Here is a 24085-nt window from a genome sequence, read left to right as displayed (position 1 = left end):
CATCGATTCTCAGGACGTGGCGAGTGACAGGCTCAGGCGCACCGAATCTCGGGCAAGCCGCTCACGCAGTACGCCACCAAAGAGCGAGATGCGGTCCCTGACCGCCTCAGGCCCCAGGCCACTGGCGGAGAGCCCCATCGAAAGCTCCTGCAGACGATCCGCACAGAGCGACGACGCCGGATTGCAGGTACCACGCATGCGCACCAGCACCCAGCCAGCGCCCGGCCTGCCGCCGACGCGCAATTGCATGCTGATGCCGGTGACCTGACGGGACTGACACAGGTGCACGACGAGGTCGCAGATCGAGCGGTAAAGCACCACCTGCACCTCGCGCTCGACCTCAACGTTCCGGTCATTGCGGAACGAGCACCAGTACCGGACACCCAGGTCGTCGAGCACGCGGGCGATCGTGCCCTGCCGAAGTGCGGCTGCCAGGCCACCTTCCTGCCACAGCAACGGATACAGGCTGTCGGCCAGCCGGTAGATCTGCTGCTGGGTCTCGGCTGCGCGGAGCCGGTACTCGCGCTCGTCAGGTGCCGGAAGCGCATGGCGGACCCGATCGAGCAGTTCGGAATAGCTTGTGCGGAAAGTCTCCTGCAGGCCCTCCAGCGCGTGCGAGGTCTGCCGCAGCTGCATCTCGCCCAGCCACAGGTTCCGCTGCGCCAGCGCCAGGTTCATGCGCGCTTCCTGCTGCTTGCGTGCTTCCTGCTCGGACAACACCGCAATCCGCTCGCCCAAAAGCAGCAGCGTGGTGATGGCGAATGCCATGAATACCTGCGCCTCGAGCGTTCCCGCGTCATACAGCGCGGGCATGGTGGCGACGATGGCGATACTGGCTGCCGCTCCACCAACCGAAGCCCCCCTCCAGCCGTGGCGGAGCGCCAGCATCACCACGGGCAGGAACATGAATATCCGCGCCGTCTGCTTGATGCCGTCCTGGTGTGCATGTGCGCCTACCCAAGCCAGCAGCACGAGCGCCGGAAGCATGATGCTGGCCGCCTCCACGAAGAGCCGATTGCGCACCAGGCGACTCGGTTCGAACTCACCGTCCGCATGCATTTCGCGGATGCAGAAGACCAGAGGCACGACCGCCAACGCCCCCGTGAAGCTGCCGACGAACAGGCGCGCGGCGTAGACGAACATACCCGCCCAGACATAGTCGGTCGGAAGCTTCATCACCGAGAACGAGAGAATGTTCATCGACGCCCACAACACGGAGCACACGAACGTGCAGAGAATCAACACCGGCATCTTGATTCGACCGGCGGTATCGAACAGCCCCAAGCGCTCCTTGCAGAACGCCACGACCGGCATCGCGGCACCGGCCGGGGGCAAGCTGTAGAGCACGGCCCAGGCGAGCCCGAACCGGTCCACGGACTGGATGGCATTCAGCGCGAGATAAACCGCCTCGCCGGTCAGCAGGGCCGGCCAGTAGCGGTAACCCACCAGCAGCAGGACGCACAGGCGAAAGCCTGCGAAAACCTCCCAGTGGGAAAATGAAATCTGCCGGAGTGCAAGCAAACCGGCGGCGTACAGCCCAGCTGCCAGCAGCTGCCTTGCCATCAACCTTCCGTAAGTGGACTGCAGCATTGCTTCCCCCGAATTCCGTACTGGCTACATCCCGTGTATCCCGGTCACCCGATCAGCCGGGCGAAATGCGTGCGGCCCGGCCGACCTGCCTGCGCAGACATCGCGTCCTGCTCCCTTTCTGCCATGCAAACCGCTTGCCATCGCGCCAAGCAGACGGAAATTTCCTGCGGAAGCATCGCGGCCCGGTCTTTCACTGCGCATACATGGCCCCTGAACAGCTATCGGCCGGCCCATGCCCCAGCTTGAGCAACGTCCTGCAAAGATACACCGAACGCCGTCACAATTAGTGCCGCGCCGAGCCTTGACCACCCCCATGCACAAGAAACCCGTGTTTTTCGATCCCACCGGACGCCGGGCCAGCCGGCTGTCCCGCATGGGACTGACGCTGGCGGTCATAAGTACCCTGTTCGCCGTCGCATTCGTACTCAGCCTGTTCATCGCCCCGAGCATGACCGGCATCCGCCTGGGACAGCACGGCAAGGGGCTTCATGCGCTCGCCGGGGTCAAGATGGCGGCGCCCGAACTGGCCCGACCGGCGGCGAAGCTCGCCGCGGAGGTCCGGGCCAAGCAGAAGGCCGCGCACCATCACGCCCGCCCCGGGCGCCTGCACGGCCCCCCTCATGTTGCCCCGCCGCCTTCGCTGGACAAGCCCGATGGTCGCGCCCTGGCGATCGGCTTCTACGTGAACTGGGACGACAGCAGCTACCCAGCCCTCAAGCGCGCCCTGCCCACGCTGGACTGGGTGATCCCCGGCTGGATGAGCGTGAGCGGCCCGGACATGGCGCTCGACACGCACATCGATGCCAAGGCGCTGGATCTCATTCGCCGCGTCAAACCTTCCACGCCGATCCTGCCGCTGCTGCAGAACGCGGTGAACGGCGAGTGGGACGGCACCGGCTTGGCGAAGATGCTGGCCAACCCCACCCTGCGCCACCAGCGCATCGCGCAGATCGTGGCCTTCCTCGATACCAACAGGTTCCAGGGCGTCACGGTCGATTTCGAGAACCTGCCCGACAGCGCCCAGCCGGACCTCAAGCAGTTCCTCGGCGAACTGGCTGACGCCTTCGCCCCGCACGGCTGGGGCATCGTGCTGTCGGTACCTTTCGACGACGAAGCCTGGGATTACGCCGGGCTGGCCAAGATCGTCGACTTCGAACTGCTGATGGCCTACGACCAGCACTGGGCCGGCCAGGATCCGGGCAGCATCGCCGCGCAGGACTGGTTCGAGAGCACGCTCGACAAGCGCATGAAGGAGCTGGACCCGGACCAGACCATCATCGCCATCGGCAGCTACGGTTATGACTGGGCCAAGGGCAAGACCGCCGAGGCGGTGACCTTCCAGGACGCCATGGACCGCGCCGCCGATGCCCAGGCCGACATCAGCTTCGACGACGACACCCAGAATCCGCACTTCTCCTACAGCGAGGACAACGGCACGGTCCACCAGCTGTGGTTCCTGGATGCGGCGACCGCGTACAACCAGATCCACGCCGCCGATGGCTACCAGCCCTACGGGTACGCGGTGTGGCGGCTGGGCTCGGAGGATCCGTCGATCTGGCCGCTGCTGGGACGGCCGTACGACTCGCCCGTGCCCGACTCGCTGCGCGAGATCGACGCCGGCCAGGACATCGACATCGAGGGTCAGGGCGAAATCCTGCAGATCGCCTCCAAGCCCGAAGCGGGTGCACGCACCTTCACCGTCGACAAGGAAAGCGGCGAGATCGACGGCGAGCAGTACACCGCCCTGCCCAAGTCCTACGTGATCCAGCGCGTCGGCACGCAGCCGAAGAAGATCGCGCTGACCTTCGACGACGGTCCCGATCCGGACTGGACGCCGAAGATCCTGGACATCCTGAAGGAAAAGCACGTCCCGGCCACGTTCTTCATCATCGGCGAGAACGCCGAGGCCTCGCCGCGGCTGATCCAGCGCGAAGTGGCCGAAGGCCACGACGTCGGCAACCACACCTTCACCCACCCGAACCTGGGCGAGACGTCCCCGGGCATCACCGCGCTGGAGCTCAACGCCACCCAGCGGCTGTTCGAGGCGTTGACCGGCCGCTCCATGCGGCTGTTCCGCGCGCCCTACTTCGGCGATGCCGAGCCGACCACGTCGGACGAGCTGGACCCGATCGCCCAGGCGCAGAAGATGGGCTACATCGCGGTGGGCCTGCACATCGACCCGGACGACTGGAAACGCCCCCCGGCCGACGTGATCGTGCAGCGGGTGATCGACCAGGTGAACCACCAGTCGCCGGATCGGCAAAGCCGCGTGGTGCTGCTGCATGACGGTGGCGGCGACCGCGAAAACACCGTCGAGGCGCTGCCGCGGATCATCGACGCACTGCGCGCCGAGGGCTACCAGTTCGTCACCGTCTCCGAGCTGGCCGGCCTGACCCGCGACGAAGGCATGCCGCCGCTGACCATCGACTCGCTGTCGCAGTGGGCGGACCGCTCGGTATTCCTTACCCTGGGTGGTTTCGGCCATCTGCTCACCTTCCTGTTCAAGGCGGCGATCTGGCTCGGCCTGGCGCGGTTGATCCTGCTCGGCGGGCTGGGCGTGCTGAACTGGTGGCGCGACAAGCGCCGTGCAGTACCCGAGCTGCCCGCACCTGCCCCGCTGGTGTCCGTGCTGATCCCGGCTTTCAACGAGGAAAAGGTGATCGCCAGCTCGATCGCACGCATCCTCAAGAGCCGCTACGACGCGTTGGAAGTGATCGTGGTCGACGATGGCTCCACCGACGCCACCGCCCAGGTCGTGCGCCAGCATTTCGCCGACGAGCCGCGCGTGCAGCTCATCAGCATTCCCAACGGCGGCAAGGCGAACGCGGTGAACACCGCCCTGCGCGCTTCGCATGGCAGCGTGGTCGTGGCGCTGGATGCCGACACCCAGTTCGAGCCGCATACCATCGCCCGGCTGGTGCGCTGGTTCGCCGATCCCGCGATCGGCGCGGTCGCCGGCAACGCCAAGGTCGGCAACCGGATCAACCTGATCACCACCTGGCAGGCACTCGAATACGTCACCGCGCAGAACCTGGAGCGTCGTGCGCTCGCCGCGCTGGGCGCGATCACCGTGGTGCCCGGCGCGGTCGGCGCCTGGCGGCGCGAGGCGCTGGAGCAGCTCGGAGGCTTCCCCGGCGACACGCTGGCCGAGGACCAGGACCTCACCATCGCGATCCAGAAGGCCGGCTACCGGACCCTGTTCGACGCCGAGGCGGTGGCCTGGACCGAGGCCCCCGACACCGCGCGCGGACTGGCCCGCCAGCGTTTCCGCTGGGCGTTCGGCACCCTGCAGTGCCTGTGGAAGCACCGCGACGCCACCTTCCGCCCGCGCTACGGCGCGCTGGGCATGGTCGCGCTGCCGCAGGTGTGGCTGTTCCAGATCGTGTTCTCGGTGGTGTCGCCGCTGGTCGACCTGCTGCTGGTGTGGCAGATCATCGCCACCTTCCTCGACTACCTGCAGCATCGCGGCCAGTTCAACTACAGCAACCTCGTCACCATGGCCATGTTCTACGGTCTGTTCATGGCGGTGGACCTGGGTGCCGGCGTGCTCGCCTTCGCGATGGAGAAGCGCGAACGCTGGAGCCTGCTGTGGTGGCTGTCGCTGCAGCGCTTCGGCTATCGCCAGCTGATGTACTACGTGGTGGTGCGGTCGGTCTCCACCGCGCTGCGCGGCCCGTCCGTCGGCTGGGGGCGACAGGAGCGCAAGGCTACGGTGCAGGCAGGTGGAGACGATGCCGACGGATCGGGCGAGGCCCATGCGCCGGCTTCGGAAAAGGAGCACGAAACCACAGACTGAACGCGGCTCCATCACGTGCCTTGCAGGTCGTCCGGGCCAAACTCGGCGGATCGTCCACGGGCATCGAAGGAGACAGGCATGGACATCGGCATCATCGGGCTGGGCCGGATGGGCGGCAACATGGCCGAACGGCTCCGGCGCGCCGGGCACCACGTGGTCGGATTCGACCCCTCGCCGAAGGCGCGCGAAGCCTGGACGGGCCGGGGCGGCGAAGCGGTCGCCTCGCTCGATGCGCTGATCGGGCAGCTGCCGTCGCCGCGTGCCGTCTGGATGATGGTCCCCGCCGGAGAGATCACCGGAAAGACCGTCACCGCCCTGAAGTCCCTGCTCGGCCGCGGCGACGTCCTCGTCGATGGCGGCAACGCCCACTACAAGGACACCCTGCAGCGCGCAGCCGAGCTGCAGGAGGCCGGCATCCACTACGTGGACTGCGGCACCAGCGGCGGCGTCTGGGGCCTGGTCGAGGGCTACAGCATGATGGTGGGTGGCGACGAGGAGGCGGTCGAGCGTCTGCGACCGATCTTCGAAACGCTGGCTCCCGCGCCGGACAAGGGTTGGGGCCGCGTCGGCGAGGTGGGCTCGGGTCACTTCACCAAGATGGTCCACAACGGCATCGAGTACGGACTGATGCAGGCCTATGCGGAGGGCTTCTCGGTGCTTCGGCACAAGCAGGACTTCGACCTGGATCTGCACCAGGTCGCCGAGATCTGGCGCGAAGGCTCGGTGGTGCGCTCGTGGCTACTCGACCTCACCGCCGACGCGTTGAAGAAGAACCCGTCGATGGACGGCATCGCGCCCTACGTCGCCGACTCGGGCGAGGGCCGCTGGACCGTGGCCGAGGCGATCGACCTCAACGTCGCCGCGCCGGTGATCTCGCTCGCCCTGATCGAGCGGCTGCGCTCGCGCGATACCGATTCTTTTTCCGACAAGCTGCTGGCGGCGATGCGTAACCAGTTCGGCGGCCACGCGGTGAAGTCCGAATGAGCGCGGCACGATCCCGCCGCCGCGGTCCCGCCACGCTGGCCATCGACGTCGGTGGCAGCGGCCTCAAGGCCAGCGTGCTCGGTCCGGACGGAGCGATGCTCTCCAGCCGTGTCCGCGTCGACACGCCTGATGCGCCATCGCCCGACGAACTGGTCGACGCGCTGGTCGCGCTGGTGCTCCCGCTGCCGTCCTTCGATCGCATCTCGATCGGCTTTCCCGGCGTGGTGCGCGACAACCGCGTGCTCACCGCCCCGCACTTCGGCAACGAGGCATGGAAGCGCTTTCCACTGGCCGAGCGCCTGGGCCAGCGTCTGGGCGACAAGCCCGCGCGCCTGCTCAACGATGCCGAAGTCCAGGGCTATGGGGTGATCGCCGGCCAGGGGCTCGAGCTGGTGCTCACCCTGGGTACCGGCCTGGGCTCGGCGCTGTTCCGCGACGGCGAGCTGATGCCGCACCTGGAGTTCGCGCAATTTCCCGCGTTCGGCAAGCGGACGATGAACCGCTACGTCGGCAAGGCCGCCCGGCACAAGGTCGGCGGCAAGAAATGGAACCACCGCGTCGAAAAAACCATCGAGGCCTTCCGCACCCTGCTGCAGTTCGACCGGCTCTACCTCGGTGGCGGCAACGCGAAGAAGCTCGACATCGACCTGCCGCCGGACGTGCTGATCGTCTCCAACGAGGCTGGACTGACCGGCGGGATCCGGCTTTGGGACGAACGCCGCGGCTGAATCAGCCTGCCACGCCGAACAGCATGCCCACGCCGGTGGTGATCGCCATCGCCAGCGCGCCCCAGAAGGTGATGCGCGTGGCGCCGGTCCGCACACTGGCGCCGCCGGTGCGGGCGGCAACGGCCCCCAGCAGCGCCAGAAACACCAGGGATGTGCCGAACACCCAGGGCAGCAGCCCCTTTGGCGATGCCAGCGCCACGACCAGCAGCGGCAGCACGGCACCCGCGGCGAAGCTGACCGCCGAGGCAACGGCCGCCTGCAGCGGTCGCGCCTTCAGCGCCTCGGTGATGCCGAGTTCGTCGCGCATGTGTGCGTCCAGCGCATCGTGCGCCATCAGCTGCTCGGCCACCTGGCGGGCCAGTTGCGGATCGAGCCCGCGGCCGACGTAGATCGCCGCCAGCTCCTTGTGCTCGCCCTCCACGTCGGTTTCCAGCTCCTGCCGCTCGCGCTCCAGGTCCGCCTTCTCGCTGTCGGACTGCGAATGCACCGAGACGTACTCGCCCGCGGCCATCGACATGGCCCCGGCCACCAGGCCGGCCGTGCCGGCGACCAGGATCGCGGATTGGCTGGCATGCGCCGCCGCCACGCCCATCACCAGGCTGGCGGTGGAGACGATGCCATCGTTGGCTCCCAGTACGGCGGCGCGCAGCCAGCCCATGCGCTCGGTGACATGGCGCTCGCGGTGTCGGTGGTGCATGCGATATCCCCTGTGGTCGCGATCGGTCAGAGCATGCGCCGCAGGGTGTTGTCCTTGCGGCCGAAGTGATGCCACAGCGCGCCGAGGATGTGCAGCCCGATCACGTAGTAGAAGATGGTGCCGACCGTGCCGTGGATTTCCTCCCACTGGTGGGCCAGCTCGCGGTTGCCGGGCCCGAACAGCGCCGGAAGCACGGTCACCCCGAAGAAGGTGATCGGATGGCCGCCGATCTGCAGCGTGGCGATGCCCATGATCGGCTGGGCGATCAGGAACAGGTAGAGCGCCAGGTGGGTGACCTTGCTCAGCAGACGGGTCCAGCGATCCGGCGGCGGCAGGATCGGCGGATCGACATGGGCGAGCCGCACCGCGAGCCGCGGCAGCACCAGCAACAGCACCGCGATGCCCGCCAGGAAGTGCCCAGCCAGCACGTTGCTGCGCAGGGCGCTGCCGCGCGGGAAGACCTCATGCAGATTGATCGCCAGGTAGGCGACCAGCACGAAAGCGAAGATGGTCCAGTGCAGCCAGCGCAGGGCCGGCGCATACCGGCTGGGCGTCGTCGGGGACATCGGGGGAGGACTCCTTGGAGTAGGTCTTGGGTCAGGCGGCGAGCGCCGCATCGACCATCTTATTCGCCTCGGCGATGAGACTGTGCAAATGGTTCTCGTCACGGAAGCTTTCGGCGTAGATCTTGTAGATCGCCTCGGTGCCGGAGGGGCGCGCGGCGAACCAGCCCTGCGCCGTCATCACCTTGATGCCGCCGATCGGTGCGCCGTTGCCCGGCGCCTTGTCCAGCACCGCCGTGATCGGATCGCCTGCCAGTTCGGTGCCCGACACCTGCGCCGGTGACAGCCTGCCCAGCCGCGCCTTCTGATCGGCGGTGGCCGGCGCATCGACGCGATCGGAATACGGCCTGCCGAGATCGGCGACGATCCGCTCGTACAACTCGCCGGGATCGCGCCCTTCGCATGCGGTCATCTCCGCCGCCAGCAACGACGGCACCAGGCCGTCCTTGTCGGTGCTCCACACGCCGCCATCCATGCGCAGCAGCGAAGCGCCCGCACTCTCCTCGCCGCCGAAGCCGAGCGAGCCGTCGAACAGGCCGTGGGCAAACCACTTGAAGCCCACCGGCACCTCGTACAGCCGGCGGTCCAGTCGTGCGGCCACGCGGTCGATCAGCGACGTGCTGACCACCGTCTTGCCCACCGCCGCGTCGGCGCGCCAGTGCGGCCGGTGCCGGAACAGGTAATCGACCAGGGTCGCCAGGTAGTGGTTGGCCAGCATCAGGCCGCCGCTCTTCGCCACGATGCCGTGCCGGTCGTGGTCGGTATCGCAGGCAAAGGCCACGTCGAAGCGGTCCTTCATCGCGATGAGGCCGGCCATCGCGTACTTCGACGAGGGATCCATGCGGATCTTGCCGTCCCAGTCCACGCACATGAAGGCGAAGCGGGGATCGACCACCGGGTTGACCACGGTCAGGTCCAGCCGGTAGCGCTCGGCGATCGCTCCCCAGTAATGCACGCCCGAGCCGCCCAGCGGATCGACGCCTAGCCTGAGCCCCCCGGCGCGGATCAGGTCGAAGTCGACGATGTTCGGCAGGTCGCTGACATAGCTGGCCACGTAATCGTGCGTGACCACCCGAGGCGAGCGGCGCGCCTGCGCATAGGGCACGCGGCGGACCTCCTTCAGTCCGTCGGACAGCAATGCATTGGCGCGATCCTGGATCCAGCGGGTGACGTCGGTGTCGGCGGGGCCGCCATTGGGCGGGTTGTACTTGTAGCCACCGTCGGCCGGCGGGTTGTGCGAGGGCGACAGCACGATGCCGTCCGCCAGGTGCTCCGTGCGCCCCCGGTTGTAGACAAGGATCGCGTGCGACAGCACGGGCGTCGGCGTGTAGGGCGTGCCGACCGAGACCATGGCGGTGACCTCATTGGCCACGAACACTTCCAGCGCGTGCTCGAACGCCGGCGCCGACAGCGCGTGCGTGTCCATCGCGACGAACAGCGGTCCATCGATGCCTTTCATGGCGCGGTAATCGCAGATCGCCTGGCTGATCGCCAGCACGTGTGCAGCATTGAAGCTGCGCTGCAGCGAGCTGCCGCGGTGGCCGGAGGTGCCGAAAGCGACGCGCTGCGCCGGGTCGGCCGGATCGGGCGCGAGGTCGGCATAGGCGGCGAGCAGCTGCGGCACGTCGATCAGGATCGAGGCGGGGGCCGGTTTGCCGGCGAGCGGGCTGAGGGTCGGGCTCATGGTTTCTCGAAGAAGTTCATGGAACACGGCCTGTGTAGGAGCCGCCTTGGCGGCGATGCTCCTGGCTCGTGCGAGGAAAGGCATCGCCGCCAAGGCGGCTCCTACAGGGGCGCGCGTCAGGTGGCGTCGCGCAGTGCGCGGTAGCGGCGGATCAACGCATTGGTGGAACTGTCGTGGGTGAGCTCGGGCTCGCCGCGACCGGTGAGTTCCGCCGCGGTGCGTTTGGCCAGCACCTTGCCCAGCTCCACCCCCCACTGGTCGAACGAGTCGATACCCCACACCACGCCCTGCACGAAGGTGGCGTGCTCGTACAGCGCGACCAGCGCACCGAGCACGTGCGGGGTGAGCCGTTCGGCCAGGATCGTGGTGCTCGGCCGGTTGCCCGGGAAGGTCTTGTGCGGCACCAGCGCCTCGGCCACGCCTTCGGCGCGCACCTCGTCGGCGGTCTTGCCGAAGGCCAGCGCCTCGCCCTGGGCGATCAGGTTGGCCATCAGCAGGTCGTGCTGGTCGCTGCCGTCGGGCAGCGGCAGGGGGCTGAGCGGCTGGCCGAAGCCAATGAAGTCGCAGGGAATCAGCCGCGTGCCCTGGTGGATCAGCTGGTAGAACGAGTGCTGGCCGTTGGTGCCCGGCTCGCCCCAGTAGATCGCGCCCGTGGCGTAATCCACCGGACGACCATCCAGCGTCACGCCCTTGCCGTTGCTCTCCATGGTGAGCTGCTGCAGATAGGCGGGGAAGCGCTTCAGGTACTGCTCGTAGGGCAGCACGGCGACGGTTTCCGCGCCGAGGAAGTCGGTGTTCCAGATCCCGATCAGGCCCATCAGCACCGGCAGGTTGCGCTCCAGCGGCGCGCTGCGGAAATGCTCGTCCATCGCGTGGAAGCCGGCGAGCAGCTGACGGAAGCCATCCGGGCCGATCGCCAGCATGGTCGACAGGCCGATCGCCGAGTCCATCGAATAGCGCCCGCCGACCCAATCCCAGAAGCCGAACATGTTGGCGGTGTCGATGCCGAACTTCGTCACCTCTTCCGCGTTGGTCGACACGGCGACGAAGTGCCGGGCGATCGCCGTCTCGTCCTTCAATGCGGCCAGGCACCAGCGCCGCGCCGCCTGCGCGTTGGCCAGCGTCTCCAGCGTGGTGAAGGTCTTGGAGCAGACGATGAACAGTGTCTCGGCCGGATCCAGGTCGTGCGTAGCTTCGACGAAATCGATGCCGTCCACGTTGGAGACGAAGCGGAAGGTCATGTCGCGACGGCTGAAGTGACGCAGCGCCTCGTAGGCCATCACCGGACCGAGGTCCGAACCGCCGATGCCGATGTTCACCACATTGCGGATCGGTTTACCGGTATGACCGAGCCAGCTGCTGCCACGCAGCTTGTCGGCGAAAGCGCCCATGCGATCGAGCACCGCATGCACCTCGGGGATCACGTTCTCGCCATCCACTTCGACCTTCGCGTGCGCCGGCGCGCGCAAGGCCGTGTGCAGCACCGCGCGTCCCTCGGTGGCGTTGATCTTTTCGCCCTCGAACATCGCCCGGGTGCGTCCGGCCAGGTCGCAGGCCTCGGCCAGCGCGCGCAGCAGGTGCAGGGTCTCGTCGTCCACGCGCTGCTTGGAAAAGTCCATGTACAGGCCGACCGCCTCGGCGGTCAGCCGCTCGCCGCGCGACGGATCGGCGGCGAACAGCTCGCGCAGGTGGCGCTGGCCCCTGGCCTCGGCATGCGCGCGCAGCGCCTGCCATTCGGGTCGCTGGGTGAGTTCGGGCATCGGGGAAGCAGTCACGGGCGTTCCATCAGAGTGAGGGACGCCGGTCGTCGGGACCCGGCATCGGGGAAAGGCGGCCTTCTAGAGTAAACCGAAGCCGGTGCGATCAGCGCTTCGCGGGGGAAGGCACCGATCCGGCGCCTGCCGCATCGGGCGCCGGGTCGTGCCAGCCATCGCAGTCGGTGACCAGCGCGGCCGCGGCGTCGGGGCCCCAGCTGCCGGACCGGTAGGTATGTACCGGCTCGGGCAGGTCGAGCACCGGATCGACCACCGCCCAGGCCGCCTCGACGCTGGCATCGGAGGTGAACAGCGTGGCGTCGCCGCGCATCGCGTCGCCGAGCAGGCGTTCGTACGGGGTCTGCTGGTCGGCGGTGTCGCGCCGGGCGACCAGTTCCACCGACTGGCCGCGCATCTCCGCCCCCGGCTGCTTGACCCGGGTACTGGCGGAAATCACCACCTCGGGGCTGAGCCGGAAGCGGAAATAGTTCGACTGCGGCGGCTCGATGGTGTCGAAGATCGCCAGCGGCGGCACCTTCAGGTCGACCAGGATCTCGGTGGCGGTCACCGGCAGGCACTTGCCGGTGCGGATGTAGAACGGCACGCCGGCCCAGCGCCAGGTATCGATATGCAGGCGCAGCGCGGCGAAGGTCTCCACGTTGGAGTCGTCGGCCACGCCGTGCTCGTCGCGGTAGCCGTCGAACTGGCCGCGCACCACGTCCTCGGGCCGGAGCGGACGCATGCCGCGGAACAGCCGCAGCTTCTCCGCCTGCAGCGAGGCGGCGTCATGCCCCACCGGCGCATCCATCGCCAGCAACGCGGTTACCTGCAGCAGGTGGTTCTGCACCACGTCGCGGATGGCGCCGGCCTCCTCGTAGAACGCGCCGCGGCCCTGCACGCCGAAGTCCTCGGCCATGGTGATCTGCACGCTCTGCACGTAGTCGCGGTTCCACACCGGCTCGAGGAAGGTGTTGGCGAAGCGGAAGTACAACAGGTTCTGCACCGCCTCCTTGCCCAGGTAGTGGTCGATGCGGAAGATCGCCGACTCGTCGAACGCACTGTGCAGCACGCGGTTCAGCGCGCGTGCCGAGGACAGGTCGCGGCCGAACGGCTTCTCCACCACCACCCGCGCGTCGCGTGCGCAGCCGGCCTCGGCCAGACCCTGCACCACGGTCGGGAACAGGCTGGGCGGAATCGCCAGGTAGTGCAGCGGGCGCCGGGCATCGCGCAGCGCCTCGCGCAGTTGCGCGTACGTGGTGTCGTCGGCGTAGTCGCCGTCGATGTACTGCAGTTGCCGGCACAGCCGGGCATAGGCGTCCTCGTCGACCGTGCCGGCGTGCTCGAGCGACTCGCGCGCCCGCGCCTTCAACTGATCCAGCGACCAGCCGGCCTTGGCGATGCCGATAATCGGCATGTCCAGCTCGCCGTCCTTCAGTAGCGCCTGCAGCGCGGGGAAGATCTTCTTGTAGGCGAGGTCGCCGGTGGCACCGAAGAAGACGAAGGCGTCGGAGCGGGAAGTCGCGGGTGTCATCCATGGTCTCGCAGTGAAAGGAGCGGGGGCGGACGCGCGCGTCCAACCCCGCCACTATCCACACGCCGCGCATAAGCGACGTTAAAACTCAGGTGCGGATCTCCACCAGATGCTCGCCGCCATCGTCCACCAGGGCCACCACGTCGCCCTCGATCGGGCGCCCGTTGATCGTGATGCCGCGCACCCGCTCCGGCTCGTCGCCCTGATGCACCACGATGCGGTAATCGGTCTCACGATGCCGGTACGCAAGTTCATACGTGAGCCAGCCCGACGGCAGCACAGGTTCCACGTGCAGGCTTTCGCCCTCCACACGCAGGCCCAGCAAGGATTCGACGATCAGCCGGTACATCCATCCCGCCGAGCCGGTGTACCAGCTCCAGCCGCCGCGTCCCTGGTGCGGCGGTACGCCGTAGACGTCGGCGGCGACCACGTAGGGCTCCACCTTGTACACCTCGATGTCGCCCGTGCCGCTGCCATGATTGACCGGATTGATCAGGCCCAACAGCTCCCATGCGCGCGCGCCGTCGCCGAGTGCGGCGAAAGCCATCGTTGCCCAGACCGCGGCATGTGTGTACTGGCCGCCGTTCTCGCGCACGCCCGGCACGTAACCCTTGATGTAGCCCGGGTCGAGCGCGGAGCGGTCGAACGGCGGTTCCAGCAGCTGGATCAGGCCGGCGCGCCGCTTGACCAGATGCGTGTCCAGCGACTCCATCGCCTGCCGCCGGCGCGCTTCCGGCGCCGCGCCCGAGAGCACCGACCAGCTCTGCGCGATCGAGTCGATGCGGCATTCGAGATTGGCGCTGGAACCCAGTGGCGTGCCGTCGTCGAAATAGGCGCGGCGATACCAGGCGCCGTCCCAGCCATGGGCCTCCAGCGACTCGCACAGGGCAGCCGCCTCGCTCTCGCACTGCTCGGCGAACGGGCCGTCGCCATACCGGCGCGCGGTCCTGGCGAAGCGTCGGAGCACATCGACCAGGAAAAAACCCAGCCAGACGCTCTCTCCCCGCCCCTGCTCGCCCACGCGGTTCATGCCGTCGTTCCAGTCGCCGGTGCCGATCAGCGGCAATCCATGCGGGCCGCGTGCGCGGCTGTGAATGATTGCGCGCACGCAGTGCTCGTACAGCGTGGCCGACTGTTCCGAACGTGTGGGCAGGTCGTAGTACGACTCCTCGTCCCGCTTCACCAGGCGACCTTCGGCAAAGCCCACGGGCTCGTCCAGCACGCCCGTGTCGGCGGTGGTGTGCACGTAGTGGCTGGTGGCGAGCGCCAGCCACAGGTAGTCGTCCGAACAGTGCGTGCGCACGCCGCGGTCGGTGGGTGGATGCCACCAGTGCTGCACGTCGCCCTCGACGAACTGGTGCGACGCGCTGAGCAGCAGGTGCTGCCGCGCGCTGAACGGACTGGCGTGGATCATCGCCATGGTGTCCTGCAACTGGTCGCGGAAGCCGAACGCACCGCCGGACTGGTAGTAGCCGCTGCGGGCCCAGAAGCGCGAGGCGATCACCTGGTACATCAGCCAGCCGTTGGCGAGCACGTCCACCGCCGGATCGGGCGTGCGCACCCGCACCTTGCCCAGCGTCCAGTGCCAGTGCGCGCGCACCTCGTCGAGCGCCATGGCCGCCGCGGCCGAACCACGCAGGCGCTGCACCAGGTCGCTGGCGCTGGCCGCGTCGCTCCCGGCGCCGAGGCGGAATACCACCTCGCGCGTCTCTCCCGGCGCCAGCTCGAAAGGCACCTGGATCGCCGCACAGGGATCCAGCCCCGGGCCCAGACGGCCCGACAGGCCGCTGCGCCCCATCGCCGCCGGCGCGCGCATGTTGCCGTTGCGGCCGAGGAACTCGCGACGATCGCCGGTGACGCTGCGCGCGCCGCCGTCGACGTCGAGGAAACCCACCCGCCCGCCGAAATCCATGTGGTAGGCATTGCGGGCGAACAGCGCACCGGTGGCCGGGTCGGACTCGGTCACCACGTGCATCGCCGACTTCGCGCGCAGGTCACCCAGCACCCATTCCACGTAACCGGTGGCCGACAGCCGGCGCGGCTGGCGGCTGGTGTTGCGCAGGCGCAGCACCGAGAACTTCACCGGCGAGTGGAGTGCCACGTACACCCACAACTCCGTTTCGATGTCGTCCTCGACGTGCTCGAACACCGAGTAGCCGAAGCCGTGCCGCGTGACATAGCGCCCTGAACCACGGCGCGGCAGCGGCGTGGGCGACCATACGTGGCCGCTTTCCTCGTCACGCAGGTAGATCGCCTCGCCGCTGGCGTCGGTCACCGGATCGTTGTGCCAGGGCGTGAGGCGGAACTCGTGCGCGTTCTCGCTCCACGTGCACGCGCCGCCGCTTTCGGAGATCACGCAACCGAAGCCCGGATTGGCCAGCACGTTGCACCACGGCGCCGGCGTGGGGCTGCCCGGAAGCAGCACGATCACGTACTCGCTGCCGTCCGCGCTGAAGCCGCCATAGACGTTGCCCAGCTGAAGCGTGGCCAGCTGAGGATCGGGCGCGGATACCGTAGCCAGCGGCTCGGGCGTGCGGATGCGGGTGGGATCGAAGCGCGGCAGCTGCGGCTCCATCCGGCGACGCTCCAATTGCTCGGCCAGCGAGCCGCGGACGTCGCTGAGCACCACGCGGGCCACCGAGCGCACCAGCACCCGATCCTCTACCGACAGCTGCTGCGCGGGACGCACGAAAATGCCGCCGGGACGATCGATCAGGCTGGCCTCCGTGCCCGAGGCGATCAGCCCCATGATCAGGTCATGCAGCCGCTGGCGGTAACCGGCCTGGTCCTCGTTCCAGATCACCAGGTCTACCGCCAGCCCCTTCAGCCGCCAGTACGCATGCGCCTGCACCAGCTGGCGCACCAGTTCGATGTTGGCCGGGTCGGTCATGCGCACCAGTACGATCGGCAGATCGCCGGAGATCGACTGCCCCCACAGTCCGGACTGTCCACGCCGGTTTGCCTGAAGCACGCCCGGCTCGGCACGCAGCGAGGTGTTGGCATAGACGATCGATGCCGCCATGCGCTCGTACAGCCGCGCGTCGCCCGGCACGGCGTTGAGCTGCTGCAGCAGCACCTGGCTGTGCGTCCAGGCCAGGTCGAACACGCGGTCGGCGATGTGGCGGTCGCGGTACTTCTCCGCCAGGTGCCGGCAGGCCTCGTCGCTGCCGGCCACGCCGGTAACGATGTCGATGGTGGCCGACTGCTCCGGCGCCAGCGTGATGCGGCAACGGATCGCCACGATCGGATCGAGCACGGAGCCCACGCTGTTGCCCAGCTGTACCTGCAACCGGTCGCTCAGCGCCCTCGGACGCACCAGGCTGCGGCCGCGGCCGATGAAGGCCGCGCGATCGGTTTCGTAGGACAGCGATTCCACCCGCACGTCATGCACCGCCATCAGGTGGCACATCCACGGCACCACCTCGCCGGCCGAGCGCGGCCGCCGCGTGCAGATCAACGCCTGTGCCGCCGGCAGCCACGCGGTCTGCACGAACAGGTTGCTGAAGGCCGGGTGCGCCGCGTCGGCCGCCGCCGGGGCGATCACCACCTCGGCATAGGTGGTGATCTCGATGGTGCGCGCGGTGCGGCCGCGATTGGTCAGGCGCACGCGACGCAGCTCGATGTCGTCTTCCGGCGAGACGACGATTTCGGTATGCGCGTCGTAGTCGCGCTCCCGCACGCGGAACTCGGCGCGCGCGTCGGAGAAGATCGCCTCGAAGTGCTCCGGCTGGTGCAGCGTGGGCTGGTGCGCGGTGGACCAGAACGCTCCGGTTTCCACATCGCGCAGGTAGCAGAACTGGCCCCAGTGGTCGCTGCTGATATCCTCGTGCCAGCGCGTGACCGCCATGTCGCGATGGCGGCTGTAGCCACCGCCGCCGCTGCTCACCATGACGTGGTAACGCCCGTTCGACAGCAGCTGCACCGCCGGGCGCGGCATGTCCGGGTCAGTGAACACGCGCAAGGTGCTCTCGGCCACGGCGGCATCCACCGGCAGGATCGGGAAGCCGGTGGCATGGCGATACTCGGTCGCCGTCTCCGGCACGCGCTCCTGCAGCAGCAGCGCGCCTGCACGAAACTGCGGATCGGCCTCGAAACGCTTCTGCATCGGCTGGTCCAGCAGGGCGTAGGCCAGCGACAGCAGGCTCATGCCCTGGTGATGCGCCATGAACGAGCGCACCACCACGGCGCTCTGCCCGTGCGGCAGGCGCGCGGGGGTGTAGTCGATCGCCTCGTAGAAACCAAAGCGACCCAGGCGACCTTCCTGCGCCAGTCGTTCGAGGTTGGCGCACGCGGCCGCGGGCGCCACCATCAACGCCATCGTGCCGGCATACGGCGCCACCACCACGTCGTCGCCCAGCCCCCGCTTGAGCCCCAGCCCAGGCACGCCGAACGCGCGGTACTGGTAGTTGAGATGCACGTCGACCGTGTTGTAGCCCGACTCGGACACGCCCCACGGCACGCCGAGCTGCTGGCCGTACTCGATCTGCCGCGCCACCGCCGCATGGCAGGTCTCGTCCAGCAGCGTGCCCTCGATGCTGGGCATCACCAGCATCGGCATCAGGTACTCGAACATCGAGCCGGTCCACGACAGCAGTACCGGGCGGTCGCGCGTGGTGGTGGTGAGCAGTCGGCCCAGGGTGAACCAGCTTTCCTGCGGGAGCTGGCCCTGGGCGATGGCCACGTAGTTGGCCAGACGCGCCTCGGAGGCGAGCAGGTCGTAGAAGCCGGCATCGAGACGGCGTTCGTCGACGTTATAGCCGATGCTGAGCAGGTCGCGTCGACGCTCGTAGAGAAAGCTGAAATCCATCACCGCCATGTCGCCGGCGAGCGCTGCCAGTCGGCCCAGTTCCGCGATGCGGGCACGAGCGCGACCGGCCACTCCGCCGGGCTCCGCCGCCGACCCGGCCGGGGTTGCCGCCAGCTCGCGCAGCGTGGGAATGGCGTCGGTGTCCGGAGCGTCCGCCAGGTCATCCAGCTCGCCAAGCACGTCCCGCACCTGCTCCATCAGCCTGCCGTACCAGAGCGCCGTCTCGTCGTGGGCCTCGGCCGGCACGTGCGGCTGCATCGCGAGGATGCCGGCGTGGATCGGCCGCACCGCGTCCCGCGCCTGCGGCAACGTGCGCGGGGGCGCTTCGCGCGCATCCTCCAGACGCCGCAGCAGCTCGCCGCAGGCAGCAACCAGAAAGTCGTCGTCCGGACGCGCGTTGGCCAGCAGGTCGAGCGTATCGACCAGGCCGTCGAGCAGGCGCGGATGGAATACCGGCGCGTCGATCAGAGCGAGCAGTCCGGGGCGCAGGGTCAACAGGTGGCCGGCCAGGTTGCCGCTGTCCACGGTCGAGACATACTGCGGCGCCAGCGGCTGCAGCGTCACGGTGTCGTACCAGTTGAAGAAATGCCCGCGATAGCGCGCCAGGCCCTGCATGGTGTGCAGCGTGTCGGCGGTGCGCCGGATCAGTCGATCGGCGGTGATGTAGCCGAAGTCGCAGGCAGCCAGGTTGGACAACAGCGCCAGCCCGATATTGGTCGGTGAGGTGCGGTGGGCGACCGTCTCGACCGGATGCTCCTGCATGTTGTCCGGCGGCAGCGCATTGTCGTGGCTGCCGACGTGGACCTCGAAGAAAGCCCAGATACGCCGCGCCAGCATGCGCAGGAAACGCCTCTGCGCAGCCGTCGGCGCGAATACCTCGCGCCGGCGCGGCTCGCCGGAAAACCACACCAGGCCCGGCGCCAGCGCCCACAGCGCGAGCAGTGGCGCAGCTACCGGCAGCGCCGGCAGGCGCAGCACGGCGAGCGCGACCGCCGCGGCGAGCGCCAGCGCGGGGTTGATCCACATCCGGCGCAGCACCAGCGACGGGGCGCTGCGCGCCTCCTGCGCGCCGTCGCGCGAGGGACGCCACTGCAGCAGGTGCCGCCGGCTCACGGACATCCGCCACACACTGCGCAGCACTGCATCGAGGCTATACAGGGCCTCGTATGGCAGGGTCATCACCCAGAATCCCGCGCGCAGGCCCTGCGCGATGCCCGCACGCATGACGACGCGCAGATGCGCGCGCCACTGCACGTCCGGCGACTTCTGCACCAGCACCAGCATCGTGCCCAGCACCGGCGTCAGCACCACCAGGCCAAGGATGGCGAGTGTCCACGACACCACCCCGGCTACGCCCAGCCACCCCACCACCAGCAGCAGCACGAAGGCCGCCGGCACCAGGCTGCGCCGCAGGTTGTCGAGGATCTTCCAGCGCGACAGCACCGACAGCGGATTGCGCAGCCAGCCCACCGGCCCGGGCGCGCGCGGCAGCAGCCACGGCAGGATCTGCCAGTCGCCACGGATCCAGCGATGTCGCCGCTGGCTGTCGGCCAGGTAGCCCGACGGGTACGGCTCGTACAGCTGCACGTCGGAGAGCAGACCGGAGCGCGCAAAGGCGCCCTCGATCAGGTCGTGGCTGAGGATGGCGTTGTCGGGGAAGCGCCGGTCCAGCGCAAGGCGGAACGCATCGATGTCGTAGATGCCCTTGCCGATGAACGAGCCTTCGCCAAACAGGTCCTGGTAGACGTCCGAAACCATGCGCGTATACGGATCGATGCCGGCCTCGCTGCCGAACAGCTGCGCATAGCGCGATCGCGCAGCGCCGGGCAGGCTCACGCCCACCCTCGGCTGCAGGATGCCGTAGCCGCGCACCACGCGGCCCCGTGCGGGGTCGTACATCGGGCGATTGAGCGGATGGGCCATTGCGCTGGCGAAACGCCTTGCCGCGTCGCGCGGCAGCTCGGTGTCGGAATCCAGCGTGACCACGTAGACGACACCCTGCAGCGCAACCACGTCGCCGACGATCCGCGCGAAGCATTCGCGACCGCCCCCACGCAGCAGCGCGTTGAGGTCGGCCAGCTTGCCGCGCTTGCGCTCGCGTCCCATCCACACGCGGTCGGGCGCGTGGTAGGTGCGCGGCCGATGGAACAGGAAGAACCGGTCGGCCGCGCCGCCGGCGTAGGCCGCATTGAGGGCCTCGATGCGCGATGTCGCCCGTGCCAGCAAGGCGGCATCCTGCGGCAGGGTTTCGACGGCGGCGTCGGTGAAATCGCTGAGCAGGCCGAAGTGCAGGTTCGGGTCGCGATTGGCCAGGTAGCGCACCTCCAGCGCATCGACCAGCTCGTCCACGTCCGCCAGGCTGCCGAACAGGGTGGGAATCACCACCAGCGTACGCGCCTGGTCCGGGATACCCTCGGCAAAATCCATGCGCGGCAGGATCGCCGGCGGCACGAACACCGTCACCAGCCAGTTGACCAGCCCCGTGGCCAGTTGGCTCACCACCAGCAGCGCGGGCACGGCCAGCAGCAACAGCGCCCACGGCGGCACGCGACTCCGTGCCACCGCCTCCAGCAGCGGCTCGGCCATCAACAGGCTGAGCAGCGCGATCAGTCCCAGGTAAGCCGTCAGCGGCATGCGCGCCACGCGGCGGCCGAGCCGCGCCAGCAGCCCGAGGCGCAATTTCACCGCCTCCTCGAGCGCGTTGCGCCCGTCGTCGATGAGGTAATAGCCCACGTGTGCCTCGATGCCGGGCGCGACCTCCACCGCCGCCGCGTGTTGCGCCAGCGCCAGCGCGCCTTGCGCGACCTCCGGCTCGGATCGTCCGCAGCGCCGGGCGAGGCGTTCGATCACGTGGCGATAGTGATCGCGCGTGACGAAGTCCATCCCCGCATGGATACCCGCCGGGTCGCTGCGCAGCAGGTTCTCCACCACGCTCAGCCGCTCGACGAAGGCGTGCCAGTCCACCGCCGCAAGGTGACGCAGGCTGCCGATGCTGTTGCCGATCGACACCTGGTCGGCGGCCTGTTGCTGCGCCTCGATCTGCACCTGGTGCTCGACGCTCGATCCGCTCTCGGCGAGGCGCTGCTCCAGCCACGTCAGCGGCATGGTCAGTCCCGGGCCCTGCCCCTGCAACCGACGCGCAAGCTCCGCCACGAAGGCGCTGGCCATCGGTGGGTTGGACCGCGCCATGTCGGCCACGCCGAGCACCACGCTCTTTGGATCGTGCTCGGCGATCTCGGTGATCGTGTCGGCCCACTGGCCGGCCAGCTCACGATAATTGCCGTCGGCGATCACCCGTGCGGCCACGCGGCGCAGATTTTCGATCAGCGCCAGCCGCAGCATGATCGGGATCGCCCACAGCTCGCCCAGGGTAAGCGGCTGGATCCCCTGGTAGGCGGCAATGAAGCGCCCCAGACTGTCGTCGTCCACCCGCCCGTCGCCGTGCGAGATGATCTCCAGCGCCAGCTCGTACACGCGCGGCCAGCCCTCGGCGCCGCTGTCGGCCAGGCGCGGCAGTTCGCGGTTGTAGCCTTTGGGCAGATGCCGCTGGGCCGTGCGGATCTGCTCCTCGACCAGGTAATAGTTGTCCAGCAGCCACTCGCCTGCTGGCGACACGCGGCGGCTGGCCTGCGAGGCGGCGGTGAGTGCCTCGCAGGCCTCGGCCAGCACGCGGTCGTTGTCGTCGAGGCGGCGCAGCAGGCGGTCGGACGTGGAGCGTGGACTGAGCCGGTGCCGTCGCGCCAGCAGCACGCCATGCAGCTCCATCTGTTCGGCGCTGAACAGCTCGCCACGCAGGGTCGGCTCTTCGCCCTCGTGACCGGCCAGCGGCCCGTCGCGACCCGGGGTCGCGCCGATGCGCACGGACGGGTGGAAAGTCGATCGGTGCTGGTTCTTCAAGGCACGCGGCTCCCGTTGCGGACCGGCTGTCGGGCGTCATCGCGGCGCAGCGCGGGGCGTTGGCAGTCGTGGCGTAGACGACCAGATCCGGGGCAAGTGGCCATCCACCCGGCATGGATACGCCCTGCCGCGTGAAATCCGGGTTCCGGCCGGACGCACGTGTGCCGGTGTAACCACAGCGTTCGGTCTGGCGAATGTGTGCTGGCCAAGCCTGGGCCGAAGCCGCACGTCGGCCGGACGCGCCCACGGCGAGGCCGCGTCGCGCATGCCGCGCGCCGCTTCACAGCCAAGGCCGCACGGGGGGAGACATGGGCACATTCACGCGGCGCTACACTGCCGCCATCGCCGATCCGGGCGACGCTTCTGGGGGCAGGGCATGAGCGCGCAGTTGGAAAGCAACGCAGATCCGGCGTTCCCGGCCACCAGCACGGACGCCGCAGCCGATGGGCTCCGTCGGCCGCCCGGCCGGCTGGTCTATCGCCACCGCTGGCCGATCCGGCTGATGCACTGGATCAACGTGATCGCGCTGTCGATCCTGTTCATGAGCGGCCTGCAGATCTTCAACGCCCACCCCAGCCTGTCGCTGGGCAACCGCTCCGATCCCGGCAAGGAAATCCTGGCGCTGGACGCCCGCATGGGTGCCGACGGCAAGCTGGTGGGCGTCACCCGCGTCGGCCGCCACGAGTTCGTTACCACCGGGGTGCTTGGCGTGTCCGCCGGGCCCGATGGCCAGCCGCAGGTACGCGGCTTCCCCTCCTGGCTGACCATTCCCGGTCCGCGCTGGCTGGCGATGGGCCGCCAGTGGCACTTCTTCTTCGCCTGGGTGTTCGTGCTGAATGGGCTGTGCTACCTCGGCTACTCGCTGGCCACGCGCCACTTCCAGCGCGACCTGGTGCCGACCAGGCAGGACTGGCGCGGCATCGGCCGCTCGATCGTCGACCACCTCAAGTTCAAGCACCTGCACGGCGAGGAGGCACTGCGCTACAACATCCTGCAGCGGCTGGCCTACTTGGTGGTGATCCTGGTCTTCGGCATCGGCATCGTGCTGATGGGGCTGGCGATGTCGCCACGGATGGATGCGGTGCTGTCGCCGCTGGTGGAGGCGGTGGGTGGCCGCCAGAGCGCGCGCACCATCCACTTCATCATTGCCTGGGGCTTCGTCGCCTTCGTGCTGATCCACGTGTTCGAAGTGATCATCACCGGTGCCTTCAACCAGCTGCGCGGCATGATCACCGGCTGGTACCGGATCGACGAGACCCCCACTCCCGGCAAAGCCGACGAGGCCACGGAGAACCGCCATGACTGACCGCCGCTCGTTCCTGCGCCTGGCCATCGGCGGCGCAGCCAGCCTGGTGCTCGCCGGCTGCGACAGGATATCCGGGAGCAGCTGGGGCCCCAAGGTGCTGAACAAGGCACAGGGGCTCAATCGCCGCGTGCAGGCGCTGCTGGCGCCGTCCAGCGCGATGGCGAAGGAATACACCGAGGCAGACCTGTCCCCGGTGTTCCGCTCCAACGGCACCGCCATGCCGACCACCCCGGCCTACCAGGCGCTGCTCGCCAACGGCTTCCGCGACTACCGGCTGCAGGTCGGCGGCCTGGTCGATCGCCCGATGTCGTTCTCCATCGACGACCTCAAGCAGATCGAGCAGGTGGCGCAGATCACCCGGCACGACTGCGTGGAGGGCTGGAGCGCGATCGGCAAGTGGCACGGCACGCGGCTGTCGCACGTGCTGGACAAGGTCGGCGTGCAGGCGAAGGCACGCTACGTGGTGTTCCACTGCTACGACGAGATGGACCCGGGCGAGCCGTACTACGAGAGCGTGGACATCCCCGAGGCACGCCACCCGCAGACCCTGCTGGCCTGGGGCCTCAACGACAAGCCGCTGCCGATCAAGAACGGTGCCCCGCTGCGCCTGCGGGTCAGCCGCCAGCTCGGCTACAAGCAGGCCAAGTACATCGCCCGCATCGAACTGGTCGACTCGTTCGCCCACATCTCCGGCGGCAACGGCGGCTACTGGGAAGACTACGGCTACGAGTGGTACGCGGGGATCTGA

The 24085-nt window shown here is 68.6% G+C and carries 12 protein-coding genes; 5 read left to right on the top strand and 7 right to left on the bottom strand.

Going from position 1 to position 24085, the window contains the following annotated elements:
* Positions 1 to 9: 9 nt before the first annotated feature.
* Positions 10 to 1563, bottom strand: coding sequence for an MASE1 domain-containing protein (locus ATSB10_RS00370; RefSeq protein WP_063669913.1), 1554 nt, complete (start codon positions 1561 to 1563; stop codon positions 10 to 12).
* Positions 1564 to 1903: 340 nt separating this feature from the next.
* On the opposite strand from ATSB10_RS00370, the gene ATSB10_RS00365 reads away from it, so the two are divergent.
* The 3 genes from ATSB10_RS00365 (at position 1904) to ATSB10_RS00355 (ending at position 7098) form a co-directional block, all read left to right on the top strand.
* A complete protein-coding gene (locus ATSB10_RS00365) occupies positions 1904 to 5386 on the top strand; it encodes a trifunctional glycoside hydrolase family 18/polysaccharide deacetylase/glycosyltransferase family 2 protein (protein WP_063669912.1) in 3483 nt (1160 codons plus the stop codon).
* Positions 5387 to 5464: 78 nt separating this feature from the next.
* Positions 5465 to 6370: a phosphogluconate dehydrogenase (NAD(+)-dependent, decarboxylating) gene (gnd, locus tag ATSB10_RS00360; protein ID WP_063669911.1), complete on the top strand. Its 906-nt coding sequence runs from the start codon at positions 5465 to 5467 to the stop codon at positions 6368 to 6370.
* Positions 6367 to 7098, top strand: coding sequence for an ROK family protein (locus ATSB10_RS00355; protein ID WP_063669910.1), 732 nt, complete (start codon positions 6367 to 6369; stop codon positions 7096 to 7098). The genes gnd and ATSB10_RS00355 overlap by 4 nt, the downstream gene beginning before the upstream one ends.
* Position 7099: 1 nt before the next feature.
* On the opposite strand, the gene ATSB10_RS00350 is transcribed toward ATSB10_RS00355, so the two are convergent.
* The 6 genes from ATSB10_RS00350 to ATSB10_RS00325 all read right to left on the bottom strand — a co-directional run bounded on the left by ATSB10_RS00350 (position 7100) and on the right by ATSB10_RS00325 (position 22031).
* Positions 7100 to 7795, bottom strand: coding sequence for a VIT1/CCC1 transporter family protein (locus tag ATSB10_RS00350; protein WP_063669909.1), 696 nt, complete (start codon positions 7793 to 7795; stop codon positions 7100 to 7102).
* A 26-nt stretch (positions 7796 to 7821) separates the two neighbouring features.
* Positions 7822 to 8361: a cytochrome b gene (locus ATSB10_RS00345; RefSeq protein ID WP_063669908.1), complete on the bottom strand. Its 540-nt coding sequence runs from the start codon at positions 8359 to 8361 to the stop codon at positions 7822 to 7824.
* Between the two features lie 31 nt (positions 8362 to 8392).
* Positions 8393 to 10042 (bottom strand): phosphoglucomutase (alpha-D-glucose-1,6-bisphosphate-dependent), encoded by a 1650-nt coding sequence (gene pgm, locus ATSB10_RS00340; protein ID WP_063669907.1) that lies wholly within the window; start codon positions 10040 to 10042, stop codon positions 8393 to 8395.
* 116 nt (positions 10043 to 10158) lie between these two features.
* Complete coding sequence (gene pgi / locus ATSB10_RS00335) at positions 10159 to 11802, bottom strand: glucose-6-phosphate isomerase (protein WP_063669906.1); 1644 nt, start codon at positions 11800 to 11802, stop codon at positions 10159 to 10161.
* A 103-nt stretch (positions 11803 to 11905) separates the two neighbouring features.
* A complete protein-coding gene (gene zwf / locus ATSB10_RS00330) occupies positions 11906 to 13327 on the bottom strand; it encodes a glucose-6-phosphate dehydrogenase (RefSeq protein ID WP_063669905.1) in 1422 nt (473 codons plus the stop codon).
* A gap of 88 nt (positions 13328 to 13415) precedes the next feature.
* Positions 13416 to 22031: a glycoside hydrolase family 94 protein gene (locus tag ATSB10_RS00325; protein ID WP_236886463.1), complete on the bottom strand. Its 8616-nt coding sequence runs from the start codon at positions 22029 to 22031 to the stop codon at positions 13416 to 13418.
* 376 nt (positions 22032 to 22407) lie between these two features.
* Here ATSB10_RS00325 and ATSB10_RS00320 point away from each other — a divergent pair, with 376 nt between their 5' ends.
* Positions 22408 to 23337 carry a cytochrome b/b6 domain-containing protein gene (locus ATSB10_RS00320; RefSeq protein WP_236886462.1) on the top strand — a complete coding sequence of 310 codons (930 nt, stop codon included), beginning with the start codon at positions 22408 to 22410 and terminating at the stop codon, positions 23335 to 23337.
* On the top strand, positions 23330 to 24085 hold the full coding sequence (locus tag ATSB10_RS00315; protein ID WP_063669904.1) for a molybdopterin-binding protein: 756 nt from the start codon (positions 23330 to 23332) through the stop codon (positions 24083 to 24085). The genes ATSB10_RS00320 and ATSB10_RS00315 overlap by 8 nt, the downstream gene beginning before the upstream one ends.

Source organism: Dyella thiooxydans, assembly GCF_001641285.1.
GTDB lineage: Bacteria > Pseudomonadota > Gammaproteobacteria > Xanthomonadales > Rhodanobacteraceae > Dyella_A > Dyella_A thiooxydans.
This window is presented reverse-complemented; position numbering and strand designations above follow the sequence as displayed.

Bases quoted from the DNA above. Each gene is read 5' to 3' on its own strand.
- ATSB10_RS00370 (WP_063669913.1), bottom strand. From the start codon at position 1,563: ATGGCAAGGCAGCTGCTGGCAGCTGGGCTGTACGCCGCCGGTTTGCTT.
- ATSB10_RS00365 (WP_063669912.1), top strand. From the start codon at position 1,904: ATGCACAAGAAACCCGTGTTTTTCGATCCCACCGGACGCCGGGCCAGC.
- gnd (WP_063669911.1), top strand. From the start codon at position 5,465: ATGGACATCGGCATCATCGGGCTGGGCCGGATGGGCGGCAACATGGCC.
- ATSB10_RS00355 (WP_063669910.1), top strand. From the start codon at position 6,367: ATGAGCGCGGCACGATCCCGCCGCCGCGGTCCCGCCACGCTGGCCATC.
- ATSB10_RS00350 (WP_063669909.1), bottom strand. From the start codon at position 7,795: ATGCACCACCGACACCGCGAGCGCCATGTCACCGAGCGCATGGGCTGG.
- ATSB10_RS00345 (WP_063669908.1), bottom strand. From the start codon at position 8,361: ATGTCCCCGACGACGCCCAGCCGGTATGCGCCGGCCCTGCGCTGGCTG.
- pgm (WP_063669907.1), bottom strand. From the start codon at position 10,042: ATGAGCCCGACCCTCAGCCCGCTCGCCGGCAAACCGGCCCCCGCCTCG.
- pgi (WP_063669906.1), bottom strand. From the start codon at position 11,802: ATGCCCGAACTCACCCAGCGACCCGAATGGCAGGCGCTGCGCGCGCAT.
- zwf (WP_063669905.1), bottom strand. From the start codon at position 13,327: ATGACACCCGCGACTTCCCGCTCCGACGCCTTCGTCTTCTTCGGTGCC.
- ATSB10_RS00320 (WP_236886462.1), top strand. From the start codon at position 22,408: ATGAGCGCGCAGTTGGAAAGCAACGCAGATCCGGCGTTCCCGGCCACC.
- ATSB10_RS00315 (WP_063669904.1), top strand. From the start codon at position 23,330: ATGACTGACCGCCGCTCGTTCCTGCGCCTGGCCATCGGCGGCGCAGCC.